Source organism: Bacillus sp. ISL-77, assembly GCF_018613105.1.
On record NZ_JAGGQY010000018.1, the window covers coordinates 80689 to 101097 of the forward strand.

At 38.5% G+C, this 20409-nt stretch carries 14 protein-coding genes; 2 read left to right on the top strand and 12 right to left on the bottom strand.

All coding sequences use genetic code 11. The features are described from left to right. Nucleotides 1-11: 11 nt before the first annotated feature. The 5 genes from addA to J7E77_RS06860 all read right to left on the bottom strand — a co-directional run bounded on the left by addA (nt 12) and on the right by J7E77_RS06860 (nt 9641). Nucleotides 12-3806, bottom strand: a complete 3795-nt coding sequence (addA, locus tag J7E77_RS06840) for a helicase-exonuclease AddAB subunit AddA (protein WP_214713219.1) — start codon at nt 3804-3806, stop codon at nt 12-14. Beyond that, nucleotides 3803-7285, bottom strand: coding sequence for a helicase-exonuclease AddAB subunit AddB (gene addB / locus J7E77_RS06845; protein ID WP_214713220.1), 3483 nt, complete (start codon nt 7283-7285; stop codon nt 3803-3805). The genes addA and addB overlap by 4 nt, the downstream gene beginning before the upstream one ends. A gap of 169 nt (nt 7286-7454) precedes the next feature. Then, entirely contained in the window at nt 7455-8009 is a 555-nt protein-coding gene (gene lepB, locus J7E77_RS06850; protein WP_214713221.1) for a signal peptidase I, read from the bottom strand. Beyond that, nucleotides 7999-8664, bottom strand: a complete 666-nt coding sequence (locus J7E77_RS06855; protein WP_214713222.1) for a TVP38/TMEM64 family protein — start codon at nt 8662-8664, stop codon at nt 7999-8001. The genes lepB and J7E77_RS06855 overlap by 11 nt, the downstream gene beginning before the upstream one ends. A 41-nt stretch (nt 8665-8705) precedes the next feature. After that, a complete protein-coding gene (locus J7E77_RS06860) occupies nt 8706-9641 on the bottom strand; it encodes an LCP family protein (protein WP_168242440.1) in 936 nt (311 codons plus the stop codon). Between the two features lie 271 nt (nt 9642-9912). Here J7E77_RS06860 and J7E77_RS06865 point away from each other — a divergent pair, with 271 nt between their 5' ends. Then, nucleotides 9913-10278, top strand: a complete 366-nt coding sequence (locus J7E77_RS06865) for a YhjD family protein (RefSeq protein WP_088086020.1) — start codon at nt 9913-9915, stop codon at nt 10276-10278. Nucleotides 10279-10299: 21 nt separating this feature from the next. On the opposite strand, the gene J7E77_RS06870 is transcribed toward J7E77_RS06865, so the two are convergent. Further along, nucleotides 10300-10875 carry a competence protein ComK gene (locus J7E77_RS06870; protein WP_246869705.1) on the bottom strand — a complete coding sequence of 192 codons (576 nt, stop codon included), beginning with the start codon at nt 10873-10875 and terminating at the stop codon, nt 10300-10302. 192 nt (nt 10876-11067) lie between these two features. Between J7E77_RS06870 and J7E77_RS06875 the strand changes: the two genes are divergently transcribed. After that, nucleotides 11068-11304 carry an IDEAL domain-containing protein gene (locus J7E77_RS06875; protein WP_088086018.1) on the top strand — a complete coding sequence of 79 codons (237 nt, stop codon included), beginning with the start codon at nt 11068-11070 and terminating at the stop codon, nt 11302-11304. Nucleotides 11305-11466: 162 nt separating this feature from the next. Here J7E77_RS06875 and J7E77_RS06880 read toward each other — a convergent pair whose 3' ends face one another. From J7E77_RS06880 to hemY, 6 genes are all read right to left on the bottom strand, one after another. Then, the gene (locus J7E77_RS06880) at nt 11467-12738 is read right to left on the bottom strand and encodes a M48 family metallopeptidase (RefSeq protein WP_214713223.1); all 1272 of its coding nucleotides are present in this window, start codon (nt 12736-12738) and stop codon (nt 11467-11469) included. Nucleotides 12739-12835: 97 nt separating this feature from the next. After that, nucleotides 12836-14398 carry a fatty acid--CoA ligase family protein gene (locus J7E77_RS06885; RefSeq protein WP_214713224.1) on the bottom strand — a complete coding sequence of 521 codons (1563 nt, stop codon included), beginning with the start codon at nt 14396-14398 and terminating at the stop codon, nt 12836-12838. Between the two features lie 151 nt (nt 14399-14549). Next, complete coding sequence (lplA, locus tag J7E77_RS06890) at nt 14550-15539, bottom strand: lipoate--protein ligase (RefSeq protein WP_214713225.1); 990 nt, start codon at nt 15537-15539, stop codon at nt 14550-14552. A gap of 16 nt (nt 15540-15555) precedes the next feature. Beyond that, nucleotides 15556-16290 (bottom strand): MBL fold metallo-hydrolase, encoded by a 735-nt coding sequence (locus tag J7E77_RS06895; RefSeq protein WP_214713226.1) that lies wholly within the window; start codon nt 16288-16290, stop codon nt 15556-15558. A 108-nt stretch (nt 16291-16398) separates the two neighbouring features. Continuing rightward, entirely contained in the window at nt 16399-18762 is a 2364-nt protein-coding gene (locus J7E77_RS06900; RefSeq protein WP_483861469.1) for a YhgE/Pip family protein, read from the bottom strand. A 203-nt stretch (nt 18763-18965) separates the two neighbouring features. Further along, nucleotides 18966-20408, bottom strand: coding sequence for a protoporphyrinogen oxidase (hemY, locus tag J7E77_RS06905; protein WP_214713227.1), 1443 nt, complete (start codon nt 20406-20408; stop codon nt 18966-18968). Between the last annotated feature and the right edge of the window lies 1 nt (nt 20409).

A 20409-nucleotide genomic window follows, 5' to 3' on the forward strand; every position in this document is an offset into this window, starting at 1 on the left:
TTTTTGTTCGTTTAATCCTTTTCAACCTTCAAAATATGTGCTCCATCAAAGAAAAACAAGTACCTTTCTGTGACCTTTCTTTTCCATATTTGTTCAATTGCTCTTGTATATAAGTTAATTTGCATCTTGTAACGGTTTTCAAGTATGGACTTTGCTTGATCAAACCCACCTTTATACCTGTCGGAAATTTGATCCGTTTTATAATCGACCAAAATAAGACCCTTTTCTTCCTCAAAGACACAGTCAATGATCCCTTGCACAAAAACAGATTCTTCTTCATCCTTCCAAGTGGGGTACACATCACGAGCAGGCATGGAAAGGGTAAAGGGAACCTCTCTGTTGATTGCTTTTGCGTTAAAATATCTAATCCCTAAATCTGAATGAAAGAATTGAACAATTAAATTTTTGTCAATGACTTCTGCTTGGTCTGGGGTTAACAATTCGTTGTTTACCATCCATGTTAACTGTTCCTGGAGAGATTCTTGACTAACTGAATTGGTTAAATCTACGTGCTGCATAACCATATGCATGGCAGACCCCCGTTCAGCTGGACTTAATTGCTTTTCCTGCATAAATTTTGGGCGTTTAACTATCGACTTTTTATAGTGATTCACATGGTTCACAAGGTCCGTCCCACTTTGTTCATCTGCCATTTCTCTTTGGCGTTTCATTTCAGAAACGGATTGCTTGGAGCGATGGGCTGCGGCACTTGGGAAGGAATATTCCCAGTCTAAGCGTAACTTAATTTCTTCATCAAATGGCGACGTGGCTGGGACATGTTCCCCTTTTTGGACCATTTCAAGAAATTGGTCTTCATTCATTCCGATTTCTAATTCCGTCTTCTTGATTTCTTCTGCACTTATTAGAGAAATTTTCCATGAAGAAGGATGACTTGTAATTTCTTCAGGAACAAGGGCATTTCCCGTACTACTAAGCCTTATTTCATTGGCGTCCTGATGGCGAACAAGCGCTGGTCCAATCCAGTCAATATAGCTTGAAACTGCTGCCCGCTCATAATCCTTTAACAACCATTCTATATGGGAGGAAACTTCATTCCATTGGTCTATTTTTTTTTGCGCATCTTTAAGCGTAGCCGTTAAATAAAGTTTTTCTTTCGCCCTTGTCATCGCCACATATAACACGCGCATTTCTTCCGCGAGCATCTCCATTTTCTTTTTTCGCTTAAAAGCAATTTGCGGTAAGGATGGGTAAGAAATCCTTTTTTCCGCATTTACATACTTAGATGCAAATCCGTATTCTTTATCGAGCATATATGGTTTCCGAACATCAGCCATATTAAAAGTCCGTGCCATTCCCGCCATGAATACAACGGGAAATTCAAGTCCTTTACTACTATGGATGGTCATAATCCGAACAACATCTTCTTGCTCACCAAGTGCCCTTGCTGCACCAAGATCGTCCCCTCTTTCAATCATTCTCTCGATAAAACGAAGAAACCGGAACAGCCCACGGAACGATGTTTGTTCGTATTGTCTAGCTCTGTCATATAATGCCCGTAAATTAGCTTGGCGCTGTTTTCCCCCTGGTAAACCGCCGACAAAGTCATAAAACTGGGTATCACGGTAGAGCTGCCAAATTAACTCAGACAACGAACCCTGTCTTGCCACCCCGCGCCACTCTGCTAGAAAGTCATAAAAACGGCGCAGCTTTTCGTAAAATTCAGCCGTATTTTTGGCTTCTTTACTCTTGCAAAAAGCGGTAACAGCCTCCCAAAAGGAACCTCGCTTCTGATGAATGCGGATGATTGATAGTTCTTCTTCGTTCAACCCAACGATGGGTGAGCGTAAAATAGCTGCAAGCGGTATGTCTTGGAAGGGATTATCAATAACTCGTAGTAATGAAATCATAATTGCCACTTCGGTTGCATTAAAATACCCTGTTGAAAGATTAGCATAAATCGGAATCCCTTGTTGCTTAAACTCTTCGATAATTTGCGGAGCCCAAGTCATTGAACGGAGCAGGATGACTGTATCCCGATACATAAGTGGCCGATTGGATTTCGTTTTTGTAGTATATACAGGTGCTCCACTTGCAACTAGTTCTTTTATTTTAGAAGCAATTATCCTCGCTTCGAGTTGGGATTGTTCAAGCCCGATAGCATCAAATTCTTCTAGTTCTGACACCTCTGTCTCGCCTTCCGTTACAGGTGACCCATTATCCTGTGCATTTTGATCAATAAGCAAAAGTTCTACCGGATAGGGCTCATCGTCTGGATACGGTGCGCCAGCACGCAATTCTGCCGCCTCATCGTATTCGATTTCACCAACTTTAATCCCCATAATTTGTTTAAATAAATAATTGGTTGCATCGAGCACTTCTTTTCGGCTTCGGAAATTTCTTGCTAGATCAATACGTAGTCCCGTAGAATCTCCGTCGGCTTTAAAGCGATTATACTTGCCTAAGAAAAGGTTCGGCTCAGCCAAACGAAAGCGATAAATCGACTGCTTAACATCTCCGACCATAAACATATTACCATTCAACTCATCCTTTTTAGTTACAAGCTTTAGGATCGTTTCCTGGACCATATTTGTGTCTTGATATTCATCGCAATAGACCTCTTTAAAATGCCTTTGGTAAGCGAGTGCAGCCTCGGATGGAAGAAATTCTCCCTCTGCTGAGATTTCCTTTGTCAAAATTGCAAGGCAGTAATGCTCTAAATCTGCATAGTCTACAAGCCCTTTTTCTCTTTTTACCTTTTCAAACCGCAGAGAAAATTCTTTGACAATATGAACTAGCGTTTCTATTAACGGCCGCATCTCATCCATGTCACGTAAAAAACTTTCAGGCTTTCGCGTAAATAGCTCTTCTTTGATATCTTGGATTTTTTTCTTCGCTTTTTCTCGGAGTTTTTGGGCCTTTTCTGTCAGCTCTTTATCATATTGGTCACCTTTCACTTGCTTTGCCCGTGAAAAAGACCAGGTCTGCATTGCTTGATATAGAGTTTCCCATGAGTCCTGCTTGGCAAGAAGAAGAGTATCAATCATCTTTAAATCATCTAAAAAGTTTTCAGCTCTCGGTGCAGGTCCGCCAGGGAGCTTTGTTACTTCTAATCCCCGCTTAATCATTTCTCTGGAAGCTTCTAGTTGCAACTCAATATCAAAAAGAAGTGCCTGAATAAAGGAGAGTTCGGCTAGATTATTAATAGCTGAAACATCATACATACGAATGATTGACTTTAAATATTGGTCTGGTAAGGGATTGGAGCGAGCAAAATCGTATATCGATCGTACAATATCCATTAATGCGGCATCACTTCGATCACTTGTGAATGAATCGACCAAGTTGAAGAATGCCTCATTATCTTTTTTCCCGTATTCTTCTTCAAACAACTCGTCCATCACTTCATCTCGGATTAATTGTGCCTCTGTTTCATCGGCAATTCGAAATCCAGGATCGACATCGATTAAGTAATAATACTTTCGAATCACTTCCATACAAAAGGAATGAAGTGTTGAAATCGATGCTTTATTTAATAAGCTCAGTTGCTTTCTTAAATGGCGCGACCACGGGTCTTCATCAATGGCTTTTTCTAATGCTTCCCCAATCCGATGGCGCATTTCTGCAGCTGATGCATTCGTAAAGGTCACCACCAATAATTCATCGACATCCATCGGGTCTTCTTTTGACAGGATTTTTTGGATCATTCTTTCCACTAGGACAGCCGTTTTTCCCGAACCTGCTGCTGCTGCGACTAGGATGTCTCGATCCTTTGCCATAATTGCTTTCCATTGGTCGTCTGTCCATGTCACGTCTTCTGGCTTAGGCGGTATGGTGAAATTTCTCAAGATTGACGTACCTCCTTCCTAATTAGTTCTAAAACATCTTCCTTCGAGTGGGGTGTGAGAACCCGGAATTGATTCGTTTCAATTGATTCATCAAATTGACATACTGATTTATAAGAACAAAATGTACAAGGTGTTTTGTCCTTTAATTTATAAGGAGCAATGTCTATTTGACCATCAATAATGGCGTTACCTGTTTTCTGATATAAATTCCGGACATACGTTTTCAAATCGTCAAATTCCGATAAACTGGCAACCTTGGATTTTTTGGATAAATTTCCATCCTTTTTTATTCCTGCGGCAATAATATGCGAATCACCAGATTCAAGTGTTTGATCCATAAGCCGGATCACATTTTGATCGCTTAACATTAATCCATTCATCTTAAACTTTTTCATCATTTCCTTTTCAATTTCATCAATCGTTAGCATTTTAGTTGTATTAATGAATGGATTATGGACGTGAAAATAGAGGACACCCGCAGGACTAGCTTTCATCTCAACCAATTCATTCGAATGGGTCATGACAATATCAAGGTAGGTTAACATTTGCAGGGCAAGTCCATAATATACTTCGCTAAAATTGACATCTTTTTCACTTGATTTATAATCAATCACTCGTAAAAAGACGCTGTCGTCTTCCGCTTTTGCCTGATCGACTCTGTCAATTCTTCCGGCCAATTCCATTCTCTTTCCATTTTTCAGTGAAAATGTTAGTGGCGGCAGTTTTCCATTGGGTCCAAAGCCTAATTCCAAACCAATCGGTGAGAATCCACTTACCTTTGCATGCTCACTTAATACGACAGAAGCGCGTGTAATAATTTGCTCCAATTTCCGTTTAATATAATGATGGCGCTCTGAGCTTAACAATATTTCGTTTTGCAGTTTAGGGGCTAGTGACTTGACCGCTTCCTTAGAAAGGTTTTCACATTGTTTCCTCGACAGCTCGGCCCAAGAAAGGTTTTGTTCATTAACAATATCTGCAATCTGCTTTAGTGCCGCATGAAACAGCTCCCCAATATCCGGAGCCTCCAAACGAAACACTTGCCGGTCACGAAGCTTTAGTCCATGCTGAGCGAAATGAGAAAATGCGCAGGAGTTATATAATTCCATTCTAGAAACACTGGCTTGAATGGCCTCACCATATAATTCATCCGCTGAGTCTTTAGAGAGCTGTACGGCTGAATTTGTATAAAAAAGGCTTGAAAACACTTTTTGAGCTTTGCCCTTTCCCGAACTTCCAAGGTAATAGTTATATACATCCCACCATAAATTTGAAATGGGGTACCCTCGCTTTTTCCATTGAAGCTGCGCATTAAGGAAAGATAACGTCGTTGTAAAATTTGAAATAAAGCCTAGTTGACTGGGCTCCGAAACTTGTGATGGGTCTGTCACATAAAATAGCTCATTAGCATTAGGAAACATATCTTTTATTCTCTTAATATACGAAGAAGGAATTAACGCTTTTCCTTCATCATTCGCAAGTGGATAACTAACATAAAGGGCTTCTGATGGTGCTGTAAAAGCTTTATAAGCAAGAAAATTTTCATCCAGCAAACGTGTCCGGCTGCTTGGTGCGATTTTAACACCTGTTGCTAGGAGCATTTCCCTGTCTTCATCAGAGAGGATTCCTTCATCAGATATTTTTGCAGGCAAAATTCCTTCATTAACACCAACTACGAATTCTACTTTGATTTCATTTAGCCTTGATTTTTCTAAATCCCCAATCAGTACCTGATCAAGTGCCGGCGGAATAAGTGAAAAATGTAAGGATTCAAATCCTGACTCTAAAACAGCAGCAAACGCCTTTAATGTGACTTGCTCTTCCCCTAGAATTTCAACGTATTGGTCCAGGAGATCAATCACGGCATTCCATACTTGTTCATGCTCCCGCATTTTTACAAGATTACCTTTTTCTTCGGCAGCTGCTTTCCATTTTTCAAGCTTTGTTGGGACATCCAATTCCTCTAGCAGCAAATAGATGGCTTCACAAAATTTTCGGCCTGAATCCGCTTTTTTCAAACGTCTTGATAACCGTAAAATGGGTGCAGTTACCATAAGCTTTAATTCATTTAACTCTTGTTCCATTTCTTTTTCAAGGTCTGTTTGCGAGTTTACCTCTAATTCCAGTCCTCGAATGCGTCGATAGCTCCAACGCTCTTTTTTCGTCCATTTACTTCCGTTAATTCCGTAAGCTAAACAATAATTCTCTAGTTTATCCATTTTCTCACGCATTTTTGCTGGCTTTTCTTGTAGGGGATATAGCAATTCTGTCTTGATCACTCTGAACACCGGCTCATAGCGCCAGTAGGAATTAATGACTTCAAGGCTTGAGCGAATGAATTCGATCAATGGATGGTTCAGCATCGTTCTTTTTTGGTCAATAAAATAGGGAATCTGATAATCGTCGAAAACTGGTTCAACAATCTCATGATAGTCCCCGCCATTTCGAATTAATAAAGCGATATCCCGGTACCGGTATCCCTTTGTCCTGACTAATTGGCGAATCTCTCTTGCAATCCCTTCAATCTCAGCTCTACGGTTTACGGCTTGGCAAATATTAATTTTTGTCTCACCAACATATGATACTGCAGGCCGGGCATCAAATTTTTCTTCAAAATGACTTAAAGACGGCTCTGTCCATTTTCTTTGTTCTTTTAGAACAACAGACTGCTCGATTTCAATACCATTAGCTTTAGCTAAATCATAGAGAGAATAACTAGTCTCACCTGATAAGCGAAACAAATCAAGCTCGTCCGGTGGAGAATCAATCGAGAGGTGATCAGTCGTCAATGCAATTGAAACGTTTTTACAATGTTTCATCAATTCGATCATTACTTGATATTCCTGCGGTGAAAAACTATAAAAACCATCAATATATATTTCTGCATCTATTAAATACGAAGAGAAGGATACTTTTTCGGATAGGAGTTGAAAGTAATCCTCCGAATCGATATATTTACCAAATACTTCGTCCTCAAACTTTTTATAGATCATTTCTAAATCTTGAAGTTTATCATTTAAGGCATTGGTATCTTCACCCGATAAGGATGAGCCTTGAATTAGCTCCTCTGGCCTAATACAGTAACGTTTAAATTCTGTTATCATTTGCTCAAGCTTCTGGATAAAACCATTCTTATCTGCAGCTCGCTGAAAAAGCTTTAGTTGTTCCTTTTGCTCATCGATGATTTTGCGTATTAACATACTCATCCCGACACTACTTAAATGTGTTCGGCTAATCCCGCCTGTTTCTTGCAAGATACGCCACGCCAAGCGGGAAAAACTATAGACTTGGGCACGAATCATTCCGCTAATTGCTGGGTCAGTTGCCAAGCGATATTCAGATAAAAACGTCATCTGTTCTGGAACGATATAAATGATCGGTGTCCCATCTGGGTTTTCCACAAGCCGCCCCTTTATTTCATCAAGGAACATAGCTGTTTTTCCGCTTCCTGACCGCCCGATTACCATTCTTAATGACATGAAAAAACCTCGCTTTCCACAACCACTCATAAACTTTATATCTCTCATTCTATCATAAAACAAGCACAAACGTTTGTATTGCCATAAAACAGATTAGAGGCAGAAATGGTAATTTTATGACAGAAAAAAACACGATTTAATCATCGTGCTCCTCCCTTAATCTATTCATCTAAAAATGGACGTCCATTTCAGTTAATGGCCAATAACGTAAATCAACTTTGCCGACAACTTGACTAGCTGAGATAAAACCGAATTGGCGGCTGTCCCAACTACCTAATCGATTATCACCAAGGACAAACAATTTCCCATCAGGAACTATATTTTCACCGGTTATTTCCTTTAAACTGAAATCTCCAGTAATCCTGATTCCAGGTGATTTTTGTTTATAAACATTTAAAAATGGCTCCTCATACTTGTGCCCATTTATAAACAATAGATCATCACGATATTCAATTTTATCCCCTGGCAGCCCAATAATACGTTTGACAAAGTCCTCTTTTTCATTGGCATGAAAAACGATGACATCAAATCTGTTCAATTCCCCGACTTGATAACCAAGCTTGTTGACTACCAGTTTGTTACCATCCTGTAGCGTCGGCATCATCGATTCGCCTTCTACCACATAATTTGAAAAGAAAAATGTACGAATAAAAGCAAAAATAATGATACCAATCGCAAAAGCCTTTGCCCATTCCATGCCTTCCTTTTTCCATTCAATCTTCATTAAAGCTCCTCCGTTTCTCCTGCTTATAATTTCTATCTATTTCACCATTATGGTCAGTTTCCGTGCCCTTATTCATTCTGCCTTCAATTCTTTTACCAACATACCAAAGAATGAAAATAACAAGCAATACTACAACAGTCCGAAGAGGCTTCGTCAGTAATGACTGAATATCATAGCCAACAAAACTAATCGTGAAAATCATCACCATTTTCCCAATACAAACGGACAGCATGTATTGGGAAAATCGAATTTTGGAAAGACCAGCGACAATGTTAACAACTGCCGAGGGTGTAAATGGAAAACAAAGCAGTAGAAAGAGTGGGCCAAACCCATGACGATCTACCCAGTCCATTAGCTTACGGACTTGAGGGTGCTTAGGTAGAAAGGATAATAACCTTTTTTGCCCATACCTTCTAATAAGCGAAAATACGAGCAGTGCCCCGATACAGGCTCCAAGCCATGAATACAAAAATCCTAACCAAAGTCCAAAGGCACTGGCATTAGCCATTACAAATAAAAACAATGGGAGAAATGGCAAGAATGATTCAATGACAATAAGCAATATGCCTGGTATGGGTCCAAGAGCTCGGTATTCTTGAATAAGACTCATAATATGTTCAAGCGTAAACCATGCTTTTAATGATTCAATATCCATCCGGTTTCTCCTCATTTTTTACTAATTAGCTGTGCCTATGATTACTTTGTAATAAATTGATGGAGTGCCTCTTTATTTTTTTCGACATCGATCTCTAATACGGCTCCCTCCCCTGAGATTCGAGCATCGGAATAGCTATTTTCAACAGGAATCCGTAACGTATCGATATTTCCTCGATCATTCGAAAAGAAATCTTTAGCCATAAATGTTATGTCGGAAGTGCTCATATTTGTATTCACATAAGGCGTGACAACTCCAATTAGCTTCGGGAGTTTTGGAATCGTTTGGAGGCCCATCAATTGGTCCCCAATGGCCTTAACCGCTTTTTGTTGACGTTCTACCCTTCCAAAATCACCAATCGCATCATGACGGTAGCGGACATACCCGAGCATTTCTGCTCCATTTAATTTTTGCAGACCTGGTTCTAAAGTGACATCAATATTTTTTGACATTTTCTTTTCCACATCGATCTCTACACCATTGGGGAATGCTTCATCAATTAGTTGCACAAATCCTTGAAAGTCCACAATGACATAGTATTGGAGGTCAATATCAAAATTTTGCTTAATCGTTTGTCTCATTAATTCTGGACCACCGCGTGCGAATGCGGAGTTAACCTTATGCTGTCCATGTCCCGGAATCTCAAGGTAACTGTCCCTCATAATAGAAGTTAGTTTAAATGTTCCTTTGTCTTCATTATAATGAACAATCATGATTGTATCTGCCCGAGATTTTTCCTTTCCTCTAGCATCACTACCAAGCACGAGGATATTTGTCCCCCCATACTGATCCTTTTTTCCTTCGAAAGCATAGACAACATTTGATGCTTTGTTATTCATTTTTTTTAATGATTGGTTAACGCCCTGCTTGTATTGATAATAAGCATAACCTGCCCCTGCACCTATTAGCAGTAAGAAGACAAGTAAAACGGATGGCCATCTTCTCTTTTTCTTGGTTTGATATTTATCAGATCTCATTGTTAATCACCTATTCATCCAGGTTTTTTATTCTCCTAAATTTATAACTGTTTTTTCTTTCTCAGGGTTTCTTCATTTAATTCATTTTCCCCTATCAGATATCCTTCTATTAATAAAAACTTTCTCATATATCAACTAAACATTTCAATAAATAAAACTCGCCCAATGACGGGTTTTTGTAAATGGAAAGTCCTATTGCTTTTGACGGTTCTTTTTTGTAAAATAAAGAAGAACGTTTGTTCGTTTAATTTAGAAAGGTGTGACTGAAAAAATGACTAGAATCCCCGAAGATGATCGAGACATAATGGAAAAGGCTATGTATTTACCAATGGTTCTAATTATCTTAAACAGGGATTTAACTGTAGTTGCAAATAGCCCGTTTAAATTAAAACAACCATATTTGGATTTGATTGAGGAAACGATGAAGGAGATCCAAAGGGAACTTGCTGAGGTAAAACTATATATGAAAAAGAATAAACTTCAGGTGATTGAAACAAAACGGGACGATGCTTTTACGTTGTACAGGTTTATTTATAAAGGCTATGAAGAAAATCATAATTACTTTAATCCAAGAATCCGCAACAAAGTCCAAGAATTAATGGAGGCCTATTTATTAAAAAAACATCTGTCCCGTTAATAGTTAAGAAAATTCAACCCTTTATTTCGGGTCTTTTGAATGGGAATCAGCATCATATTCACGGGATCTTTCCAAGGCATTTAACGACTGGGGCCCGTTAGGCTGATAAAATAACTTTCTCCCATTACTTTCTATTCTTTGCAAAAGTTTTGTTTTTAGTAATGAGGTTCTTAACATTTGCCCCTCAATTGTACCAATTGGAACTGGAAAAATGTGAGATTGCTTATTGCGGAAAATAATCATCGTTTTCTTAGAGGAAACGCGACGATAACACTCCACATGCTCAAGTGAAATCCATATACACTCAGGAGTTAGCGGTGATACGGTAGGAAAAAAATAGATGTGGTTAGTTGGTTCAATAACAATTGGGATTTTTCGAGAATAGCCAATTAGTTGTCTTGTTCCCTTTTTCCTGCTTTCGTAATCAACACCAAAATAAACGCAGCCTTTTTTGATGATATCCAATGGCTTAAAGGGTGACAAGAATTCATCTTCCAATTCTACTGCACGTGAATAAATTTTCCCTCCATATGTCACCGGTTCTACAAACATCGTCCACGTATTTATCTCATATTCTTCGATTTGAGGATGCTTCAACCCATTCAACTCCTTTTCATATTATCCACCATATCTTACCACTACCGGTTTTTAATTCCCTCACTTTTCTGAATTGTTCCTAATTTATTCACAAAATTCATGTCAAAGAAATATTTATCAGAAAATTATAAAAACTAATGATATTCTTCAAAAAAAACCATATAATTTTAAAAAGCAACAGAGGTGATTTTCATGAATGAAAAATCATACACGGAATTAATGAAACTAGGAGCCATGAAACGAAATCGTCTGAAGGAGAACTTCGTCCAAGATTTGTACATCGAAATGCTGTTGTCCGAAATTCAACTAAAAGTAGAAAAAGAAAAATTATTACAGAAAATTGATGTGGCCATTGATTGTCAAGACAAAAAGTCATTCCTCCTTCTATCCGGACAGCTCAATGAAATCAACAAACGATTTGGAACGTAGAATTTTGTTAAAGCCGTCATAGATTGACGGCTTTTTTATTGTATATTTCTCTAACACGTAAATAGGAAATGTAAGTGGACGAAGGCTCGTCAAATAACATATTTTTGTAAAAAAAAAGACTGTAGACATATCAAAATGTCTCAGCCTTCCCATGGATTGTATTTATTTGTTCCTATGTTTAACTTCATAATCTTCAAGCATTGAAATTCTATCAAGCATTGAAGGATGGGTATAGCGGAAAATTTTCACCAATAGCGGTGGATTTACTTGACTTAATCCAGAGCGGGTTAATTCCTGAAAAGAAGTAATCGCTGCTTCTGGATTTTTGGTCATCTCAATCGCATATTTGTCAGCGCGTGTTTCCTGATAACGAGAAGTAAAATTCGTCAGTGGACTTGCAGCAAATAGGAGCATCGAAAGAATCATAAAAAATAATGGAAGTGATCGGATATCTCTAACGTCTGAGATATTTAATTCCTTGCCCCAGCGTCTTGTTGCCCAATTCATAATCCGATACGTCAAATACAATCCGAGCAGCGAAATTAGCAAATATCCTGCAATTCCAAAGTAAATATGTTTCTCGACATAATGGCACATTTCATGAGCCATGATAAATAAAATTTGATCATCTGTTAATTTATTTAAGGTAGTATCCCACAGGACAATCCGAGCATTAGACCCAATTCCTGTAACATAGGCATTTAAAGCATTCGTTTCCTCTGACTTATTCACTTCAAAAACATGTTGTGCTGGAATATCAGCCTTATCGGCCAAAGCCAGTATCTTCGTTTCCAATTCCTTATTTGTTAATGGATAAAAGTCATTGTATAACGGGTCAATAACAACTGGCTGGAGAAACATCATAAATAATGTAAATGGAATCGATAAAAGCCATCCATATAGCCACCACCGCTTTTGACTTTTCTTCATGAGCCAGTATAATACGGGGACAATGATCAACCATGTCCCATAATTAAGCCAAAAGTCAATCAACTCATCCTTCATCCAGGAAGCGAAGGTTTGAGTTGAAATATTATATGTTTTTGATAAAGAAAAACTAATATAGCTTAGAGGAAAAGTCGCCAAATAAGCGAATACCGATAACCAAATAAGATAAATGGCTGTTTGAAGCAGCTTATACTTTGATGAGTTTTCCGCCCAGCGCTTGAATGCCTTGGAAAAACCGAATAATAAAATTAAGAAATATAAAAGCCATTCAAAAGGTGTAGATAGGAAAAATAATAAATTCCTTATTTTTGAATACTCCTCGCTCAGCATAAGTTCCCTGCCATTTAAAAAGGTCGTCGGGTCCGCCTTTGATCCTTCGTATTCAAATGGCAGGTTTGTATCGGTAAAATGGAATAAATACCAATAAAAAAATAATCCATATAGAATGTAGCCCATAACCGCATAGACTCCCATTTTTCTAGCCATAATTTGTCCCTCCTTTGTGTACAGACTCTCTATACTTAGTTTAGTTAAAAAAGGACAAATTAGAACTGTAAAAGTGACCTGCCCAACTATTTAAGAATTAGTTACTGATAGTTTGGGTTACTTGTGCCTTTAGTGCCCTCCTTAATATTTTCCCAGTTGTATTTTTTGGAAGTTCTTTGATAAATTCAATCGAAGATGGAAGTTTATATTTAGCCAAGTGTTCCCTGCAATAATCTAGTAATTGTTCTGCCGTTAGCCCTGGATTCTTACTTACAACATAGGCTTTAACAGCCTCACCAAGATTTGGGTCTGGAACGCCAAGGACAGCCACCTCTACAACATCCGAATGGTTATAAATAACCTCCTCCACTTCTCGCGGGTAGACATTATAGCCTCCAACAAGGATTAGGTCCTTTTTTCGGTCGACAATATAAAAATAACCATCTTCATCCATTCTGGCTAGGTCACCGGTATGAAGCCACCCATTCCGAATGGCCGCCGCCGTCTCATCTGCCATTTTATAATACCCCTTCATTACATTGGGACCACGAACAATAAGTTCACCCACCTCACCAACAGGTACTTCCTCACCAAGCTCATTCAGAATTTTATTTTCGACACGCAGGATAGATGTTCCGATTGAACCGGGCTTGCGCGGGCGGTCTAGCGGATTAAAGCAAGTAACAGGTGAAGCCTCCGATAAACCATAACCTTCAGATACTACAACATTAAACTTTTGTTCGAAATTCTTTAAGAGGACAACAGGCAATGAAGCTCCTCCTGAAATACATAAGCGTAAGGATTTTAGGTCTTCAGGATTACCATCAGGAAATTGGAAGAGGAAATTATACATGGTCGGGACACCAGCAAAAACAGTCGCCTGATTATTCTTGATAAGCTCAAAAATTTCCTTTGGACTAAATTTGGGTGCAATTAATAGTGTCGCCCCACTTAATAATGGTGCATTTAAAGCGACCGTCAAGCAGAAAACATGGAACATCGGCAGAACCGTTACTATTCTATCATCGGGATTCATTTTCAAATATTCGCTGACATCTTTAGCGTTACTATACAAATTCTTATGGGTTAACATAGCACCTTTTGGTTTGCCAGTTGTACCCGAGGTATAAAGAATAATGGCTGTATCATCGTCTTCGAGATTTGGTCCCTTAAAGTTTAATTCTCCAGAAGCCACGATCGCTGTAAACGATTTCATTTTTGAAGATCCTGAGAGGTTTTCAATTTTCGATTCTATTCTGCTATTTGGGGTCGTTTCACAAAAAATATAATGCTTAATTTTCGGTAGGAAAGTATGCACTTTTTCGACTAACGGGATCGCTTGGTCAAGCGCAATCACTACTTTGACATCGCCATTATTTAATATGTAGCTAATCTCATCTGCAGTATAAATGGGATTCACGGGAATAACAGTTACCCCTAACCGTAATGCCCCATATAAGCTGATCACAAAGTGAGGGGAGTTACCCAACAATAATGCGATATGATCCCCCTTTTTCACCCCTAATTTTTCGAGACCCGATGCAAATTTCGTAATTGCCCCATCCAATTCAGCATAAGTACATGTTTGGTCCATAAAATAATAGGCCGGTTTAGTGGAAAAGTTCTTCGCAGATTCTTCAAACTGTGATAAAAGATTCATATTTCTCCCCCTAAGTTGAATGAATGCTCATTCATAAAATTGTTACAATTTTCTAAATATATTATATTAAAAGAAAGTAATCTATTCAAGTATAATACTAAATATTCACACAAAACGGAAAACACAGCGCAATAAACGCTGTGCCCTGGTCTTAGTATAGTAAGTTTAAAAACTCATCTTTCGTAACATTTCCAAAGTAATGGGTTGTATCAATATCTGCAAGCGCCTTGTCAATTTCATTTTTTCCATAGCGGGTGCCTGTTAACTTCTCCTCAATTTCACTTACCTCACCAACACCAAAAAAGTCACCGTAGATTTTACAATTTTCAATGACACCTTTATTAACTTCAAGGCGGACATCAATGGAGCCTACTGGGAAGCGGTGAGAGTGCTGTAGATTGAACTTAGGTGACTTCCCATAGTTCCATTCCCAGTTTTGATAGCGTTCTTTTGATAGCTGGTAAATCTTTTCCCAATCCTCGTCCGTCAAAACATATTCTGGTATTTCATCTTGCCCTTCAAAAATATTCTTTAACAATAAAGACCGGAATTCAGCAATTTCCACCTTTTCAGTAAGAAACTCAGAAATATTTGCAACCCGACTGCGAACTGATTTAATTCCTTTTGATTCAATTTTATCTTTTTTTACTTTTAAAGCTGAAACCACATTTTCGATTTCTGAATTAAGCATCAATGTACCATGGCTAAACATTCTGCCCTTTGTTGAAAATTGGGCATTACCAGAGATTTTTCGACCTCCAACCTCTAAGTCATTTCTGCCGCTTAATTCCGCATTTACTCCTAACTTTTTCAATGCTGCCACGACCGGCTCCGTGAATTTACGGAAGTTATGAAAACTTTCCCCGTCATCCTTGGTAATAAAACTAAAGTTTAAATTTCCAAGATCATGATAAACCGCTCCACCGCCTGAAAGCCTGCGGACTACTTTAATTCCATTTCCTTCCACATACTCCGTGTTAATTTCTTCAATTGTATTTTGATTCTTTCCAATTATGATAGAAGGTTCATTTATGTAAAATAATAAATACGTTTCATTAATATCAAGATTCTTCAGTGCGTACTCTTCGATTGCCAAATTTATTTGCGGATCAGTGATCCCTTTATTATCGATGAATAACATAGTTTACTTCCCCTTCTTAGAGTGAAATAGATTGAAATTCTTCTGCAAGTATTATTATACCAGTAAATTCACTGGCTGCCTCGGTGATTAACTCAGATATTGAGCCATAATGCGGCAAATGGGTAAGAATTAATTGCATAACATCAGCTTTTTGCGCAAATTTTCCGGCGTCGATACTATTCATATGTCCTGCCGACTTACCGTTTTGATGTCCGTAAAAGTTGCACTCACATAATAATACATCCGCATTCCGACTAAACTCGATAAATTCATCCTTAAAGGAGCTGTCAGCAGTGTAGACGATTGCTTTTCCATCTGCCTCTATTCTCATTGCATAACAAGGGACTGGATGGTCTGTTTTTAGAAATGAAACTTGAAATGGACCAACTGTAAGAATCTCACTAGGATTATAGGCTACTCCTTTTGTAATCTCTTTATAGTTTAATTTGCTAAATTCATATGGATCCATATCATGTCCATATAGAGGTAGGGTTGAGGTCTTCTTTCCTAAAAAGCCTTGGATTAATCTTGCATGTTGCAAAACACCAATATCTGCAATGTGATCTGGGTGATAATGCGAAAGTAAAACAGCATCTAGTTCTTCGGGCTGGATAATATTTTGGAGCTTAGAAAGTACCCCGCTTCCACAATCGATTAATAGCCGAAATCCCTCATGTTCAAGTAAATAACCCGAACTAGCCGCATTCAGTTTCGGATATCCACCCCAAAAACCAATAACCGTAAGTTTCAAATTAAACTCCTCCAATTCAATGTTTATATTCCTAATATACTCAAAAAATGATTTCTTTTCAGTATAGTACAAAAAACCAGCCGCATTTTTTTCACGGCTGGTTTTTCATTAATTATTCATTTGGTGTTTATATTTGTGATTATATCTCATTGTAAAGTAAGCGATGGTTCCTACAGAGAAAATAAGCATAAAGCCTATTAGAATGATGAAATTTTGCCACATGAAACTGTAATCGCCACTTGAAATAACAGCCTTAAAGCCTTGAACCGAATAGCTCATCGGCAGATAGGCATTGAAATGCTGTAAGAAGTTCGGGATTAACTCAAGCGGGAATGTCCCGGCGCTGGTAGTTAATTGTAAAATCAAGATAATAATCGCAATAAAGCGGCCAGCATCGGCAAATACCGAGACAAGGAGCTGAATTAACGCGATAAACGTTAAGCTTGTTATTATTGAAAAAAGAATAAATTTTGGTACGCTTTGAACATCTAGACCTAATCCTACAAGAAGAATCACATCTGCCAATAAAGCTTGGAAAATTCCAATCCCAGCCATGATTGAAAACTTACTAGAAAACCAGTTAAATCCATTGGCCGGAGCAATCGCTGTATCACGAAGTGGAAAGACAATTGAGAGAAGAAGTGCACCCACAAACAAGCCTAATGATAGGAAATATGGTGTAAATCCCGTTCCATAGTTTGGCACATGATTAATTTTTTCACTATCTAGCTTTACCGGAGCTGCCATCATATTATAAGTCTTTTCATTTGAGTGAACCTTTGCAACTTCTTTTCCACCTTCTGAAAGTTTATCTGCTAATTCCTTGGCCCCATTAGAAAGTTTGGATGTACCGTCTTTTAACTGCCCGGAACCATCTGCCAATTGTCCCGTTCCAGATGTTAGGGCAGACGCACCCGCTGTTAATTGATTCATACCATTTGTAAGATCCGCGGCTCCTTTTTTCAGATTTCCCGAACCTAATGCTAATTGTCCGGTTCCTATGGTAATTTTATCAGCACCATCTGCCAACTGACTGATCCCATCAGAAAGATTGTTAGTGCCATCTGTTAATTTTGATGAACCTGCATATAAATCATGGATCCCTTTTTGCAATTCCTGCTGACCGCCATTAACTTTGCCAATACCGGCAATTAATTGATCAAAATAAGGGGTTGTTTGTGCTTTAATTTTATCCTCTAAGCCCTTCGATGAACCTGCTAATTTTTCATCTACCCCTGTTTTGAATTGGTTAAAGCCAGCTTCCATTTTAGGGTTAAGTTCTGATAAAATTTGCTGCTCTAACTGTTCTTTCGTTGGCGCATTTTTTTTCTCATTAGCCATTATTCCTTGAACAAGTGCTGGATCCACTTTGTTCTCAATTAAGGTTTGGGCTAGTTTCTGCATTTTCTCTGTTTGTTGCGTTATTGTTTGATCCGCAATTTGGGATACTAATGTGTTAGTTAACTGTGATTGAAATTGATCAATACCCGCATTAAGTTCGCCAACACTACCAGTCAATTCTTTTTCAATTCCTGCAGCAATTCCTGCGGGAAGGTCACGTTTTAATTGTTCTGCACCTGCAGATACCTCCTTCGTTCCATCAATAAGCAACGGAAGATTGGCATCAGCTTTTGCTAGCCCTTTTTTCAACTCAGTCGATCCTGTGGCTACTTGTTTAGAGCCGGAAGTTGCTGCCTTCACACCATTGTCGAATTCAATCGACTTTTTTGCTAAAGTAGTAAGTCCGTTATACAAATCCATCGAACCAACTGCAAGCTTATTAGATCCGGCATCAGCTGCTTTCATTCCACCGTTAAACTCACTTGTTTTTTCAGCAAGGGTTGCAAGTCCTTCATTTAAATCCTTTGAGCCTTTTTCAAGGTCAACAGAACCATCACTTAACTGGACAGCACCATCGCTCGCCTTTACAACACCATCGGCAAGCTCACTGATTTTATCAAACATGGTTTCAGCATAAGTTTCAGTTACCTTTTCAGCAACAGCTGTTTTGATTTTTTCTGCAGCCGTGCCGCCGATTTGCGCAGATAAGAAGTTATAACTTTCATTAGGTGTATAAACCAATTCCAGCTTTTCCGGTTGCTCATCCAATAAAGTTGTCGCATTTTTTGAAAAATCCTTCGGGATTTCGATGACCATATAATATTTCTGTTCTTTTAAGTTATCGTAGCCCTCTTTTTTATCGACAAACTCAAACCCAAATTGTTTATTTTTCTTTAGCTTAGCTACTAAATCATCACCCAGCTTCAAATGGGTCCCATCGAGTGTTGCACCCGCATCTTCGTTGACAACAGCAACTGGAAGTTCATCAAGTTTTGCGTATGGATCCCAGAATGCCCATAAAAACATTCCTGCATATAATACGGGGACAAACATGACAGCAATAATTGGGATTAACACTTTTTTATTCCTTACAATAGCAAGGAGCTCTTCCTTAAATAGCATGTTTTTCACTAATGATCCTCCTTTTATATTTATGACCATTTTGTTCATTTGGTCATTTTTAATCAAAAAATAAGGACTATCCCATAGACAACCCTATAATTGACTATTAACCACCATAGTAAATTATGACCACTTGAACAATTCGGTCATTTAATACTTTTAGAGTATACAACGATTCCTGCCTGTTTGCAAGCAGAAAAAAGAAGCTGTTATCAATGAACAGCTCCTTTAGAAAAATCTTTTCCTGATAAAAACTCCAGGACGTCTTTGACAGCTGCCTCTCCTTGATCAATACAATCCGGAAGTCCAACACCACCATAAGAAGAACCTGCTAAAAATACACCAGGTAGATCCGTTTTCATATGCTTTAAAATGTCAGCTAAACGTTGTTTATGTCCCACTGTATATTGGGGCATTGAATTTTTCCAACGTGAAATGATTGCAAAATCCGGATTCATTGTGATGTCCATCGTTTTCTTCAAGTCATCTAGTACAATCTTAATAATTCTGTCATCAGAGAGGTCAACGATGGCTTCATCTCCAGACCTCCCAACATAGCAGCGGAGTAATACTTTCCCTTTCGGTGTTGAATGATCCCACTTTTTATGTGTCCAAGTACATGCAGTGATCGAATAATCACTATTTCTAGAAACAACAAAACCTGTTCCATCGATGTCATTTTTCACTGCCTCTTCCGGAAATGCTAAAGCTACTGTTGCTACTGATGTAGCAGGGACTGATTTCAAAGGATCAAAAAAACTATACTCTGCAAACATCGCCTGTGTTATTTTATGAGGAGTCGCTGCAATGACGCTATCTGCCACCATTGTTTCCCCATTATTGAGATAAACTTCATACTTATTCTCAACTTTGGTGATTTTGTCTACACGATGTCCTTTTAAAATAGATATTGGATCCAATTTTGCTTCAATGGCTTCTGCAAAGGATTGAAGCCCCGTTTTAAATGTTAAGAAAGCTCCTTTAGCTTTTTCCTTACTTTCAGGTTTGCTGGGTTGGGCAGGGGTAGATTTTTTCATGCCAATGATCAGGCTTCTATATTTCTGTTCTACCTCATAGAATTGCGGGAAAGTAGACATGAGGCTTAATTGATCTATATCACCCGCATAAATCCCAGATAATAATGGTTCAATTAAATTTTCGACAACCTCATCGCCTAGTCTTCTTCTGAAGAATTCTCCTAATGATTGGTCTCTTCCGCTTTCGGACCGAGGTAAAAGGAAATCTGCCGCAGCTCTTAGTTTACCGGGAATAGAAAAAAGACCTGTTGTGAGAAAAGGTCCTACTTCCGTTGGAATTCCCATGATCGAACCACCGGGCATTGAGTGAAGTTTCTCGTTAACTAAAACGAATGATTTTCCCGTGGAATTATGGACTAATTGATCATCCATCCCTACTTCCGCAGCTAACCTGGAAATACTTGTCTTTCGTGCTAAAAATGAATCCGGACCTCTCTCAATCGTATAACCGTCCCTGACAACGGTTTGCATTTTGCCACCGAGACGGTGTGATGCTTCGATGAGTTTAATTTCATACGGGAGATTATGTTCTTGAATTGCTTTTTGAAGATAAAAAGCTGATGTGAGCCCAGCAATTCCTCCCCCAATGATGATAATCTTTTGTTTTTCTTCCGCCACG